This window comes from Methylobacterium sp. WL120 (genome assembly GCF_008039465.1).
Lineage (GTDB): Bacteria > Pseudomonadota > Alphaproteobacteria > Rhizobiales > Beijerinckiaceae > Methylobacterium > Methylobacterium cerastii.
The window spans coordinates 37,901-51,011 of the sequence record NZ_VRUT01000014.1 but is presented as its reverse complement, the minus strand read 5'-3'; the positions used below and the strand labels follow the sequence as shown (position 1 = coordinate 51,011).

Genomic DNA, 13,111 nt, shown 5'->3' with positions numbered 1-13,111 from the left:
GCCCGGCACGCGGCGCGCGCCCGGGCTTGCGCCCTGTCCCGGCACGGCGGCGCCGTGGGTGGCCTGGGCGTAGGCGATCATCCCGTCTTCGACGGCCGCATCGAGCGGGGTGTCGCCGGTGGCGACGCGCACGGACTTGCCGTTGACGACGAGCGAGCAGCGCGCGCTCATGGTCGTCTCCCGAATGTCATGAGGATGGCAGCGATCAGCGCGCGGACATCAGGAGGCGGTCGACCATCCCGGCCCAGCGCTCGCGGGTGGCGCGCGCTTCCGCGCCGATCGGCTCCGGCTCGACGTACTGTTCCATCCGGGCGCGAAGCGAGGCGGCCTCGGCCCGCTCGGCCATCAGGATCGCCTTCATCACGGCCATCTCGGCCTGGAGACGCTCGACGACGTCCTCCTCGACCTCGTCGTCGAAGTCCGCATCCTCGGCCTCGACGGCTTCGAGGGCGGCCTCGTCCGCGATCGTCTCGGAAAACGAAGCCTCGGCGCGCCGCTCGAACGCGGTCGGGGCGGCCATCGCCGCGGCCATGCGCGGCGGGTCGAGGCGGATCGGGCGCGCGATCAGCCGGCGCACCACATCGGATCCGCTCGTCTCGCGAAACCGCCTTGCCGCTTCGGCCATCACTGTTCTCCAGCACGCAGGGGGCACGCCGTGCGCCCCGCCATTTCTCCACACAACCTTGCGTCGGCATGGTTAAGGGAGGTTTAAATGGCATGCGGAACCGGTCACGTCGGCCGCCTTTTGATAGGCGCAAGCAGCGCCCATTTGGCGACCGAGACACGACGAGCGCCCGTCCCCGAGGAACCCGGGAGCGGACGCGCGTCTTCCTCGCTAATCGCTTCGAAGTCCGGCATCCGGCCCCTTCGAAGCGGCGGTCGCGCGGCGTCAGATCGCCGGCGACAGGCCCGTCGGGGCGGCGAGGCTGCGGCCGCGCGGATCGGGACCGAAATTGTTCGGGCCGACGGTGCCGCCGAGGAACCCGGTCTCGATGAAGTACCAGATGTTGGCCAGCGGCACGAGCGACAGCAGCACCCACACGCCGGGCTTGTTGCGGTCGTGGTAGCGCTTGATCCCGAGGCAGACCGACGACCAGACGATGAAGACCGTGGTGAGCAGGTTCAGGACCAAGAACGGGACCGCGTTGGCGCCGTTGACCGAGAAGCCTTCGCCCGCGCCGGCCTCGTTCGGGATCGCCTGAGCCAGGGCGTAGTTCAACGCCGCCGCGACGAGCATGGCACCGAAGACCGAGACGATGACGCCCTTCCAGAAGGTCCCGCGGCCGATCCGGCCTTCGGCGGAGAAGAGTAGTTTTTTCATGATGTTCGCAGCCCTGTCGGCAACCCGGCCACGCATGGTGCTGGGGGATCGGCCGGTGGTCGAGCGTTAGGGCGCGGCGCCGACGCGTTCAACGCGAACCGCAGCCTTGGGACGGTTGGGCAAGAGATCGGGACGCCACGACAAGCGACCTGTGGATCGAATTTAGATCAGGCCGCTTCCGGTGCCGCGCCGACGAGCTGGCGGGCCTGGAGCATCGTCATCGGCTCGCCGAAGGCGTAGCCCTGGGCGTAGTCGCAGCCGAGTTCGGCCAGGGCCTGGGCGTCGGCTTCCGACTCGGCACCCTCGGCGACGATGGCGAGGTTCAGCTCGTTGGCCATCCGCACGATCGAGCGCAGGATCGCGGTCTTGCCCGACGCCATCTGGCGCACGAAGGATTGGTCGATCTTGATCGTGTCGAACGGGAAGCGCTGCAGGTAGGACAGCGCCGAATAGCCGGTGCCGAAGCCGTCGAGGGAGAGCCCTGCGCCGAGGTCGTGGATGCGGGTCAGCATCTGGGCGGCGTATTCCGGGTTTTCCATCACCAGGCTCTCGGTGAGCTCGAGCTTCAGCGAGCCCGGGATCACGCCCGAGCGGGCGAGCACCGTCTTCACGTCGTGCAGCAGGTCGTGCCGCAGGAGCTGGCGCGAGGAGACGTTGACCGAGGCGAAGATCGGCGGGTCCACCTCGAGCGAGCGCTGCCAGGCCGCGAGTTCGAGCGCCGTGCGTTCCAGGGCAAAGATGCCGAGGTTCACGACGAAGCCGCTCTCCTCCGCCACCGGCATGAAGGTAGCCGGCGGGATGCGGCCGAGCTTCGGGTGGTCCCAGCGCAGGATCGCCTCGAAGCCCGCCACCGTGCGGTCCTCCAGCCGGACCACCGGCTGGAACAGCACCTTCATCTCGTTGCGTTCCAGCGAACGGCGCAGGTCGCTCTCCAGCATCAGCCGGTCCGAGCGCTCCGCACGCATGTCGGCGCGGAACACGTCGATGCGGTCGCCGCCGCCGCGCTTGGCCTGGACCATCGCCGTCTCGGCGTTCTTGAACACCTCGTCGCGCTTCAGGCTGGCCCCGGTCTCGTGCAGCGCCAGGCCGATCGAGACGGTGAGGAAGATCTCGCGGTCGGCATAGGTGATCGGCGTCGCGATGGCGCGGCGGATCATCTCGGCGAAGGCCAGGATGCGGTCGGATTCGCGCTCCGACAGGAGGATGACCGCGAACTCGTCGCCGGCCACTCGCGCCAGCGTGTCCTGCGGCCGCAGCAGGCGCCCGAGCCGGCGCGACAGGGTGAGCAGGATCGAATCGCCGGCCGAGAGGCCGATCGCGTCGTTGATGCCCTTGAACCGGTCGATGTCGAGGACGATCACCGTCGGCTTCAGGCGCGGGTCCTGGCTCGCGAAGGCGAGCGCCGCGTCGAGCCGGTCGCCGAACAGCTCGCGATTGGGCAGGCCGGTCAGGCTGTCGTGCACGGCGTCGTGCAGCAGGCGCTCCTCGGCGGTCTTGATCTCGGTGACGTCGGCGATGGTGCCGACGATGCGGATGACCTCGCCGTCATTGCCGATCACCGGGCGCGCCTTGAGGCGATACCAATAGTAGGCCCCGCCGGTGGTGCGCAGGCGGAAGTCGTGGACGATGCGACCGCGGCGCTCCTCGATCATGGTGTCGAGGGTCGCCGAGTAGCGCTCGATGTCGAACGGGTGGAGCAGCCCGAGCCAGTTCGCCGCCGGGCCTTCGAGCGCCCCACGCTTGAGGCCGAGCTGGACCTCGATCTCCTGGCCGGCGAAGACGCGGTCGCCCGGCACGTCCCAGTCGAACACCACGTCGCCGGCGCCGGTGAGCGCCAGCGCTCGCCGCTCGGTGTCGGAGACCAGGGCGTGGGTGAGGCCGCCGCCGGCGAAGGCGTGCTGCATCACCGTGAAGCCGATCAGCATGACGATCAGCACCAGGCCGCCGATCAGCGCGGGCTGGGTCAGCTCGCTGCCGATCTGTCCGGTCACCGCGAAGCCCGCGGCGGTGACCCAGACCACCAGAAGCGTCCAGGTCGGGACGAGCAGGATGGCGCGGTCGTAGCCGTTGTGGGCGGCAAGGTACGCGATCAGCAGCAGCCCGACGCCGGCCACCGCCGCGATCGAGATGCGCGCCACGCCCGCCGCCACCGGCGGATCGAACAGGGCCAGCCCGACGAGGCCGGCGAGGAAGGTCAGCCAGAAGAACGCCACGTGGCTGTAGCGCACGTGCCAACGCGAAAGGTTGAGGTAAGCGAACAGGAACACCAGCAGGGTCGCCGCCAGCACCGCCTCGGCTGAGGCGCGGTAGACCCGCTCGGCCAGCTCGGTGACGGGGAAGACCCGCTGCAGGAAGCCGAAGTCGATGCAGGCGTAGGCGAGAACCGACCACGCCAGGGCGGCGGCCGCGGGGAAGATGATCGCGCCCTTGACCACGAAAACGATTGTCAGGAACAGCGCCAGCAAGCCGCTGATGCCGATGATGATTCCCTTGTACAGCGTCAGCCCGGCGGCCTTCTTGCGGTAGGCGTCCTGATCCCAGAGGTGCACCTGCGGGATGTTGGGGCCGCGCAGCTCGGCGACGTAGGTGATCGTCGTGCCGGGATCGAGGGTGATGACGAACTCGTCCGCCTCGGGGTTCTCGTTGCGCTCGGGCCGGATGCCCTGGCTCGCGGTGATCGCGGCGATGCGCGAGCCGCCGAGATCGGGCCAGACCACGCCGGAATCGACCAGCCGGAAGTGCGGCGCCACGAGGATGCGCTCGATCTGCTCGTCGGTGTCGTTGGTGAGCGCGAACACCATCCAGTCGGGCCGCGCGCCGGCATCGCGCGCCTTCACGACGATGCGGCGGACGATGCCGTCCTTGCCGGGCGCCGTGGAGATCTGGATCAGGTCGCCGTCCGAGCGGTAACGCTCGATCGCCGTGGTCAGGTCGATGACCGGCGCGTCGAGGGTGACCCGCACCGCCTCGACGGCCCGCGCGGAACCGCTGAACAGAAGGCCGCCGAGGAGTGCGAGGGAGAGGGCGAGGATGCGCAACGGGCGAGTGTTCCGGCCGGGTACGGCGGCGAGTACGGCTCAGGTTCCGCGCAGTGGTAGAGGCGGGATTAACCGTGAGCAAGGCGGCTGAGGCCCGGCGGCCGGCGTCACCCACCGCTGGTCTGCGCGATCGTTCGGGCCGCAGATCGCTCGCTTTTGCGGCCAAAACAAGTTTCGGGACGCTCCTGAGGGGGGCGTCCCCGGCCGCGTTCAGGCGGCGCGCAAAGCCGCGGTGATCCGGTCGAGGGACGGCAGCTTCTTGATCGGCCCGATGGCGGCGAGCGTCGGCGCGCCGGCGAGGACGGCGAGGCCGGCCGCGCGCACGTGGTCCACCGTCACGGCATCGACCTTGGCGATCACTTCGTCCGCCGGGATCACCCGGCCCCAGGCGAGGATCTGGCGGGCGTTGCGCTCGATCCGGCCGCCCGGCGTCTCCAGCGCGGAGAGCAGCGAGACCTTCAGCTGCGCCTTGGCCCGGGCGATCTCGACGGTGTCGAGGTCGCGGGCGGCCCGCGCGGTCGCCTCCAGCGTCACCTCGACGAGCTCGGGCAGGTCCGCGCCGGAGGTCGCCGCGCCGATGCCGAACAGGCCGCAATCGGAGAACGGCCAGTGGAAGGCCTGGATCTCGTAGGCGAGGCCGCGGGTCTCGCGCACCTCCTGCCACAGCCGCGAAGTCAGCCCGCCGCCGAGCACCTGCGAGAACATGTGAAGGGCGTAGTAGGCCTCGTCGCGGAACGACAGGCCGGGCAGGCCGATCACGAGGTTGGCCTGCTCGAGCTTCTTCGGCATGCGCCGCTCGCCGCCGCCGTAGGTTCCCGGGATCGCCTCGGGCGCCGCCGCCTTCGCCATGCCGCCGAAATGGCGCTCGGCCGACGCCACGAAGGCCTCGTGCTCGACGGCGCCCGCGGCGGCGACCACGAAGCGGTCGGGGGTGTATTCGCGGGCGAGGTAGGCGCGGATGCCGGCCTCGTCGAAGCTCTTGATCGTCTCAGGCCGGCCGATGATCGGGCGGCCGATCGGCTGGTCGGGGAACGCGGCCTCGGTGAAGGCGTCGTAGACCACGTCGTCCGGCGTATCCTCGATCCCGGCATGCTCCTGCAGGATCACGCCCTTCTCGCGGGCGAGCTCGCCCGCGTCGAACACGGAATCGGTCAGGATGTCGCCGAGCACGTCGAGCGCGGTGCCGACATCCTCGCCGAGCACCCGCGCCGTGTAGCTCGTGCCTTCGGCCGAGGTCGCGGCGTTGATCTCGCCGCCGAGGTTCTCGATGTCCTCGGCGATGGCGCGGGCCGAGCGCGTGCGCGTGCCCTTGAACGCCATGTGCTCGATGAGGTGGCTCAGGCCGCTCTCGTCCGGACGCTCGTGGCGCGATCCGGCCCCGACCCAGACGCCGAGCGTCGCGGTGGCGACGCCGGGCATCGCCTCCGTCGCGACGGTGACGCCGTTGTCCAAGGTGGTGATGCGCAGGCCCGGCGAGGCGGCGTGTGTGGCGAAGTGCTGGTTCATCGTTGTTGCCCTCGATGCAGACGCCTCAAGGGCGTTCCGGCGCACCGGCGCCGATGCGCATTCGCGCTTGCCGACGGTTTCCCGTCGGAGTGGCCGACCGAATCCTGCCCGTCGTTCATGCGCCCCTCGTGATGCGAGCGCGATCCCGGATCAGGGCCTCGACCTCGGCCTGGTCGTTGCCCACTCGTGTCATCCGCTCCGGCCGGTCCATCAGGTCGGCGAGGTGCGGGGGGAGGGCGGGGCGCAGGCCCCCGGTGGCGCGGCTCACCGCGTCGGGGAACTTCGCGGCATGCGCCGTGGCCAGCGCGACGACCGGCGTCGCCGGGTCCCGCTTCAGCAGGCGGCGGGCGGCGCGCACGCCGATGGCGCTGTGGGGATCGAGCACCATGCCGGTGGCAGCATGGGTCTGGGCGATCTCGTCCATCACGTCGGGCTCGGACACGGCGGTGGCGTCGAACTCCGCCCGCACCGCAGAGAGCACCGCGTCGTCGAGGGTGAAGCCGCCGGACTGCTTCAGGCCCGCCATCAGCCGGCCGAGGGCGGACGCGTCGCGGCCGAGCGCCTCGAACAGAAGCCGCTCGAAGTTCGAGGAGATCTGGATGTCCATCGAGGGCGAGGTGGTCGCGTGGACGCCGCGCAGCTCGTAGGCGCCGTGCTCCAGGGTGCGCGCCAGGATGTCGTTGGCGTTGGTGCCGATCATCAGGCGCTCGATCGGCAGCCCCATGCGCTTGGCGACCCAGCCCGCCAGCACGTCGCCGAAATTGCCCGTCGGCACCGAAAACGACACCTTGCGGTGCGGCGCGCCGAGCGCCACCGCGCTGGTGAAGTAGTACACCGCCTGCGCCGCGACCCGGGCCCAGTTGATCGAGTTCACGCCCGAGAGCTTCACCGCGTCGGCGAAGTCGCCGTGTTGGAACATGGCCTTCACCATGTTCTGGCAGTCGTCGAAGTTACCGTCGACCGCGAGCGCGTGGACGTTGGGCGCGTCGACCGAGGTCATCTGCCGGCGCTGCACCTCCGACACGCGGCCGTGCGGGAACAGGATGAAGACGTCGACCTGGTCGAGCCCGCCGAAGGCTTCGACCGCGGCGCTGCCGGTGTCGCCCGAGGTCGCGCCGACGATGGTGGCGCGGCTGCCGCGGGCGCGGAGCACGTGGTCCATCAGGCGCCCGAGCAGCTGCATCGCCACGTCCTTGAACGCGAGCGTCGGGCCGTGGAAGAGCTCGAGCAGGAACAGGTTGTCGTCGAGCTGGGTCAGCGGGCAGATCGCCGGGTGGCGAAAGGTGGCGTAGGCCTCCTCGATCATCCGATCGAGGTCGGCGTCGGCGATCTCGCCGTCGATCAGGGGGCGCAGCACCAGCTTGGCGGCGTCGGCGTAGCGCTTGCCCGCGAGCCCCGCGATTTCCGGTTTCGTGATCGTCGGCCACGCCTCGGGCACGTAGAGCCCGCCGTCGCGGGCGAGCCCGGCGAGCAGGGCATCGGAAAACGAGAGCGGCGCGGCGGATCCGCGGGTCGAGACGTGCAGCACGGGGGCCTCCGGGGAAGGCGCCCCCTCTACACGATCGGTTCGGGCCTGTCGAAACGGGGTCGGCCACAGATCGCCCTCGGCTTTCGCGGCCGCCTGAGAAGGATCGCGCTCGCGATGGCCGACCGAGCCTGTGGCGACGCCATCGATTCCGCTTTTGCCGTCCGCCGATTCCGGCCATCATGCGAGCATGACGGATCTCCTCGAAAAGGCGGTGGCCACCGCACGCGGGCTTTCCCCCGAGATGCAGGACGAGGTTGCGCGGGTGGTGCTGGCCTTCGTCGGCGACGACACGGCCGTTTATCGGTTCACGCCTGAGGAAACTGCGGGACTGGACGAATCCGAGCGGGCCGCCGACCGCCCCGAGTTCGCCACGGATGCCGAGGTGCGCGCCATCTGGGCCAAGCACGGCCTGTGAGGCTGCGTTTCACCCTTCCAGCCGCACGTCAGCTCGACCGCATCCTGACGACGATCGGCGAGCAGCATCCGACCGGCGCGCACAACGTGCAGGAACGTATCCGCGCCGTGATCGATGTGTTGCAGCAACAACCCCAGGCCGGCGCCGCGACGGCTCGCCCAGGGGGGCGGCGGATGGTCGTGCGGCCCTATTCCTATGCCGTCGCCGACCGCATCGGGGACGACAAGATCGTCATCCTCGGCGTCCGCCACACGGCTCGGCGGCCTCTCGCCTGAACCGAGGGAGGATCGCAGACGGCGATTCGCTTTTCGGAAACTCACTTGCACCGCTGCGTCATCCCGGAGCCGCGCAGCGGAGCCCTGGATCCAGAACCACAGGTCGAGCAGGACTTTCCACCGTCGGCGGTTCTGGATTCCAGGCTCGCCTATGGCGACCCGGAATGACGGTGTCGTGCCTTCTGCAAGCGCCCTGCAGGATCGAGGGCTCTACGCAGGCCGTCGCCGTTCAGGCGTTCGTGCCCTCGGCCTTCATCAGCCGGCAGCCGCTGATGCGCCATTGGCCGTCCGCGCCGCGCTCGAGGCTGTAGACGGCGGTCCAATCGATGCCGTCCTCGTCCTGGATCGCCACGTCCTGCGACAGGGCGCCGTCGCCGAGGTCGAGCAGCTTGCCGAAGACGAAGCTGCGGTGGCGGTAGACCGGGCGGTAGCTGTTGCGGACCATGCCGAGGAACACGTCCGCGGTCGGGAACATGCCCTGGATCGACGGCGCCGCCTGGGCGTAGGCGGTGGTGGCGTCGTCGCGCACCAGCGCTTCGGCCTGGCGGGTGATGGTCGCACGCGCCGCGTCACGCGCGCCGTCGTCGGCCGCGTGCGCCGGCGTCAGTGCGAAGGCGAGGAACAAGGCGAGCCAGCAGCGCATCAGGGACCACTCCGCCATCGAACGCGGCGAGTTTAGCCGGCCTCACCGCCGCCGCAAGTGCGACTCAGGCGGCAGGCGGCTCGAGCTCGTGCAGGCGCTTCCAGGCGAAAACGGAAAAGACGCCGAGCAGGCAGGCGGCGATGCCGAACCAAGTGAAGGCGTATTGCAGGTGGTTGTTCGGCAGGTCGACCCGGAGCTGCCCGCCGCGCGGCCAGGTCTTGCTCCCGGGGGTGGCGTCGACCTCGATCAGGTAGGGCGCGGCGTCCGGGAACCCGCGCGCGGCGGCGATGCCGGGCACGTCGCGGTTGAACCACTCGTTGCGCACGGGGTCCGGCGCCGGCACGAACATCGTCCTCGGCTCGCTTCCGCGCAGCAGGCCGACGATGGTGGTCTCGCCTTCGACCAGCCCGTCGCGACGGTCGGCCTGGTCCTTCAGCTCGGTCGGCACGAAGCCGCGGTTGACCAGCACGGTCCCGCCGTCGTCGCGCCGGAACGGCGTGATCACGTAGTAGCCCTGCAGCGCCCGGCCCGGCGTCTCACCGGCCGCGAGCCCGTGCACCAGGGTCTCGCGGTCGTTGAGGAAGCGCCCGGCGACGCGGACGTGCTCGAACTCGTCGCGCGTGGGGTTCCAGTCGGCGGGCGGCGCCACCGGTTCGGCCTGCGAGCGGGAGACGATGCGGGCGATCAGCGCCTCCTTCTCGCCCTTGCGCTCGAACTGCCACACGCCGAGCCCGAGCAGGATCGCCAGGGCGATCAGCGTCGCGAGCGCCGGGGGGAACAGATCGCGGATCGCGCCGGGGCGCGTCCGCGGGGCGGTCTCGGCCGCGGTCACGGCTCGAAGCGCCCCTGCTCGGCCTTGTTCGCATATTGCAGGGCGAGCAGCATGCCCTTCAGCGGGCGTACCAGAAGGAGGCTCAAGCCTACGGAGAGCGAGCCCGCCACGAGCCCGTGGACCCACATCGGCGGCTGGTAGGTGATCTCCATCCAAAGGGCGAGGCCGACCACGAAGATGCCGACGATCGACATCACGAAGAAGGCCGGGCCGTCGCCGGAATCGAACATCCCGTAATCGAGGCCGCAGGCTTCGCAGGAGGGGGCGACGGTGAGGAAACCCTTGAACAGGTGGCCTTCGCCACAGCGGGGGCAGCGGCCCCGCAGGCCGGTCGAGATCGGGGCTTGTGGCGTGTAGGTCCGGGCCAAGCTCAGGTTCCTTGCATGAGGTGAGGCCCCCCGGCGACGAACGATACGTCGGCCTCCACCACGATATGGGGTCTTGGATACGAAAAAGGGCGGCCTGAGCCGCCCTTCCACGCAATCCCCCCCTGCGTCACAGGGGATCGAGGCCCGGTCGCGGTCAGTGGGCCGCGTGACCGGCGCCAGAACCCCAGACGTAGATGGCGGCGAACAGGAACAGCCACACCACGTCGACGAAGTGCCAGTACCAGGCGGCGAACTCGAAGCCGAGGTGCTGCTTGACCGTAAACTGGCCGAGATAGGCGCGGTACAGGCAGATCCCGAGGAAGATCGTGCCGATGAGGACGTGCGCGCCGTGGAAGCCCGTCGCCATGAAGAAGGTCGACGAGTAGATGCTGCCGGCGAAGCCGAAATGCGCGTGACCGTACTCGTAGGCCTGGCACGCGGTGAACAGCACGCCGAGGATGACGGTGAGCCACAGGCCGTACTTCAGACCCTTGCGATCGTCGTGCAGCAGGGCGTGGTGCGCCCAGGTCACCGTCGTGCCCGAGGTGAGCAGGATCAGCGTGTTGAGCAGCGGCAGGTGCCAGGGGTCGAAGGCCTCGATGCCCTTCGGCGGCCAGACGCCGCCGGTGAAGCCGACGCGGGAAGCCTGGATCGGGTCGGCGGTGTAGAGCGCCGCCTCGAAGTAGGCCCAGAACCAAGCGACGAAGAACATCACCTCGGAGGCGATGAACATTATCATGCCGTAGCGGTGGTGAAGCTGCACCACGCGGGTGTGGTCGCCGTGGTTGGCCTCGTGGACCACGTCCTTCCACCACGAGAACATGGTGTAGAGCACGCCGAGCGTGCCGGCGCCGAAGATGTAGGGGCCCGGGGTGAGCGTGCCGATCTGCAGGCTCTTCATCCAGAACACGGCGCCGAAGGCCATCACGAAGCCGGAGAAGGCGCCGATGAGCGGCCAAGGGCTCGGTGCAAGGATGTGGAAGTCGTGATTCTTGGCGTGCGCCTCGGCCATCTTACCCGTCTCTCCTCGACCCCGTCGGTCCTGCGCCGTCGCCGGCTCGCGGTCCGTGTACTCTGATACGCCGAATTTGGGCTGTTCGACCCGTCCGGTCTGCCCGCACCCTTAGCGGAGGCGGGCGCGTGTTGTCACGCTTCCCGCGTGGGGAAAACCGGGTGCGCCCGGAAATCCGCGCGCAGTCAGAAGTCGCGCTTCGTGCCGGTGGTGCCCGTGGCGGCGATAGCCGCCGGGATCGGCTCACCGTTCTTCGACGCGAAGTAGGTGTAGGACAGCGTCATCTCCGAGAGGTGCGCCGTGTTCGAATCCTTGCGCACTTCGGGATCGATGTAGAACACCACCGGCACGTCCAGGGCCTCGCCCGGCTGCAGCGTCTGCTCCTTGAAGCAGAAGCACTCGATCTTGACGAAGTAGCTGCCCATCAGGCCGGGTTGGACGTTGAAGGTGGCGACGCCGGTGGAGGGCGTCGCGCCGGTGTTCTTCACCTGGAAGAACACCGTCTTAGTCTCGCCGAGTCGCGCCTCGACGCGACGCGATTCCGCCTTGAACCGCCACGGCAGCGAGGCCGACACGTTGGTGTCGAAGTGTACGACCATGCTGTCGTCGGTCGAAACGCCGGCCGTGAGCGCCGGCCCCTGGCGCGGCGTGCCGTCGTAGCCGGTCGCCTTACAGAACGCGTCGTAGAGCGGCACCGACGCGAAGGCGAGGCCGATCATGCCGACGGCCATGCCCGCGCAGGCGAAGGCGGTGCGCAGCATCGTCCGGTTCGGGTTCGGCATGCTCATTCTACAGCGGCCGGTTCAGGATTTGCGGTCCGAGCTTGGCGATCGTCAGGACGAAGAACAGCAGCACCATGGCGCCGAGCGCCAGGGCGATCGCGATTGAACGCTTGCGTCGCCGCGCCTCCTCCTCGGGGGTGAGGGGGCGCATCTCGATCTTGGGGAAGCCGTGCGGATCGTATTCCATCAGGCGAAGACCGGGCGGAACAGGCCGAGGCTCTGCTCGGCGAGCAGCGCCGAGAACAGCACGAACAGGTAGAGGATCGAGAAGCCGAACATCCCCATCGCGGCCTTCTTCTCCGCCTCGCCCTCGCGGTTGCGGTAGACCTGCACGCTGAAGGCGAGCATCCCAAGGCCGCCGACCACGGCGACGACCGCGTAGAGCAGGCCGGCGAAGCCGAGCCAGACCGGCACGAGGCCGAGCGGCGCGAGCAACAGGGTGTAGTAGATGATCTGGCGGCGGGTCGAGGTCGGGCCGGCGGTGTTCGGCATCATCGGGATGCCGGCCTTGGCGTACTCACCAGCCTTCACCAGAGCGAGCGCCCAGAAGTGCGGCGGCGTCCAGATGAAGATGATCGCGAACAGGACCAGCGACTCGATGCCGACCGAACCGCTGACGACCGCCTGGCCGATCACCGGGGGGAGGGCGCCGGCCGCACCGCCGATGACGATGTTCTGCGCGGTCGCCCGCTTCAGCCACATCGAGTAGATCACCGCGTAGAACACGATGGTGAAGGCGAGCAGGCCCGCCGAGAGCCAGTTGGCGGCGAGCCCGAGCACCATCACCGAGCCGACCGAGAGCACCAAGCCGAAGGCCAGCGCCTCGTTCGGCTGGATGCGGCCGTCGGGGATCGGGCGCTTGGCGGTGCGCGTCATGATCGCGTCGATGTCGGCATCCCACCACATGTTGAGGCAGCCCGATGCGCCCGCGCCGATCGCGATCATCAGCAGCGAGATCACGGCCACGGCCGGCGGGACGTGGCCGTGCGACACGACCATGCCGACCAGCGCGGTGAAGATCACCAGCACCATCACCCGCGGCTTCAGGAGAGCGAAATAGTCCGGCACGTCGCCGCCGACGACGGGGACCGGCGGCACTCCGACGGGCATGCTGTTCGACAGGGTGGTCATGGACACCGCAACCATTCTGCTTTTCGCACTCGAGCCCGCGCGGCGGGAGCGCTCGTTCCGCCGCGGGTAGACGCGAACCGGAACAGGTCCAAACGTCCGGGCAAGGCTCACCCGGAAAAGGGGGGATCCCGCCGAGCTTCGCTCAGACGGGACCGTCGCACCGCCCTTGCCGGGACCCTTCGCGGAAAGGGTCCAGGGAAGGGCGGGGGCTGCAAGCGCAGCCCCCGCGATGGTCGTCGATTCCGCTTACGCGAAACCCA

14 protein-coding genes are annotated in these 13,111 nt (G+C 69.3%); 2 read left to right on the top strand and 12 right to left on the bottom strand.

The annotated features are described in order from the left end of the window. Positions 1–205: 205 nt before the first annotated feature. From FV229_RS05095 to thrC, 5 genes are all read right to left on the bottom strand, one after another. Complete coding sequence (locus FV229_RS05095; RefSeq protein ID WP_147750913.1) at positions 206–625, bottom strand: hypothetical protein; 420 nt, start codon at positions 623–625, stop codon at positions 206–208. Between the two features lie 264 nt (positions 626–889). Beyond that, positions 890–1,321, bottom strand: coding sequence for a DUF805 domain-containing protein (locus FV229_RS05090; RefSeq protein WP_187273548.1), 432 nt, complete (start codon positions 1,319–1,321; stop codon positions 890–892). 167 nt (positions 1,322–1,488) lie between these two features. Next, positions 1,489–4,359 carry a sensor domain-containing phosphodiesterase gene (locus tag FV229_RS05085; RefSeq protein ID WP_147750911.1) on the bottom strand — a complete coding sequence of 957 codons (2,871 nt, stop codon included), beginning with the start codon at positions 4,357–4,359 and terminating at the stop codon, positions 1,489–1,491. Positions 4,360–4,569: 210 nt separating this feature from the next. Further along, complete coding sequence (locus FV229_RS05080) at positions 4,570–5,865, bottom strand: pitrilysin family protein (RefSeq protein ID WP_147750910.1); 1,296 nt, start codon at positions 5,863–5,865, stop codon at positions 4,570–4,572. Positions 5,866–5,980: 115 nt separating this feature from the next. Then, on the bottom strand, positions 5,981–7,393 hold the full coding sequence (gene thrC, locus FV229_RS05075) for a threonine synthase (RefSeq protein WP_147750909.1): 1,413 nt from the start codon (positions 7,391–7,393) through the stop codon (positions 5,981–5,983). 187 nt (positions 7,394–7,580) lie between these two features. Between thrC and FV229_RS05070 the strand changes: the two genes are divergently transcribed. Next, positions 7,581–7,808, top strand: a complete 228-nt coding sequence (locus FV229_RS05070; RefSeq protein WP_147750908.1) for a hypothetical protein — start codon at positions 7,581–7,583, stop codon at positions 7,806–7,808. After that, a complete protein-coding gene (locus FV229_RS05065) occupies positions 7,805–8,083 on the top strand; it encodes a type II toxin-antitoxin system RelE/ParE family toxin (RefSeq protein ID WP_147750907.1) in 279 nt (92 codons plus the stop codon). The genes FV229_RS05070 and FV229_RS05065 overlap by 4 nt, the downstream gene beginning before the upstream one ends. A 229-nt stretch (positions 8,084–8,312) precedes the next feature. On the opposite strand, the gene FV229_RS05060 is transcribed toward FV229_RS05065, so the two are convergent. The 7 genes from FV229_RS05060 to FV229_RS05030 all read right to left on the bottom strand — a co-directional run bounded on the left by FV229_RS05060 (position 8,313) and on the right by FV229_RS05030 (position 12,851). Continuing rightward, positions 8,313–8,726 (bottom strand): DUF4864 domain-containing protein, encoded by a 414-nt coding sequence (locus FV229_RS05060; RefSeq protein WP_147750906.1) that lies wholly within the window; start codon positions 8,724–8,726, stop codon positions 8,313–8,315. Between the two features lie 64 nt (positions 8,727–8,790). Further along, complete coding sequence (locus FV229_RS05055) at positions 8,791–9,558, bottom strand: SURF1 family protein (protein ID WP_147750905.1); 768 nt, start codon at positions 9,556–9,558, stop codon at positions 8,791–8,793. Next, a complete protein-coding gene (locus FV229_RS05050) occupies positions 9,555–9,926 on the bottom strand; it encodes a DUF983 domain-containing protein (protein ID WP_147750904.1) in 372 nt (123 codons plus the stop codon). Before FV229_RS05050 ends, FV229_RS05055 begins: the two co-directional genes overlap by 4 nt. Positions 9,927–10,080: 154 nt before the next feature. Beyond that, positions 10,081–10,938, bottom strand: a complete 858-nt coding sequence (locus FV229_RS05045; protein WP_147750903.1) for a cytochrome c oxidase subunit 3 — start codon at positions 10,936–10,938, stop codon at positions 10,081–10,083. A 185-nt stretch (positions 10,939–11,123) separates the two neighbouring features. Beyond that, complete coding sequence (locus FV229_RS05040; protein WP_147750902.1) at positions 11,124–11,726, bottom strand: cytochrome c oxidase assembly protein; 603 nt, start codon at positions 11,724–11,726, stop codon at positions 11,124–11,126. A 1-nt stretch (position 11,727) separates the two neighbouring features. Next, complete coding sequence (locus FV229_RS05035) at positions 11,728–11,907, bottom strand: hypothetical protein (protein ID WP_147725195.1); 180 nt, start codon at positions 11,905–11,907, stop codon at positions 11,728–11,730. Further along, positions 11,907–12,851: a heme o synthase gene (locus FV229_RS05030; RefSeq protein ID WP_147750920.1), complete on the bottom strand. Its 945-nt coding sequence runs from the start codon at positions 12,849–12,851 to the stop codon at positions 11,907–11,909. Before FV229_RS05030 ends, FV229_RS05035 begins: the two co-directional genes overlap by 1 nt. Positions 12,852–13,111 lie beyond the last annotated feature (260 nt).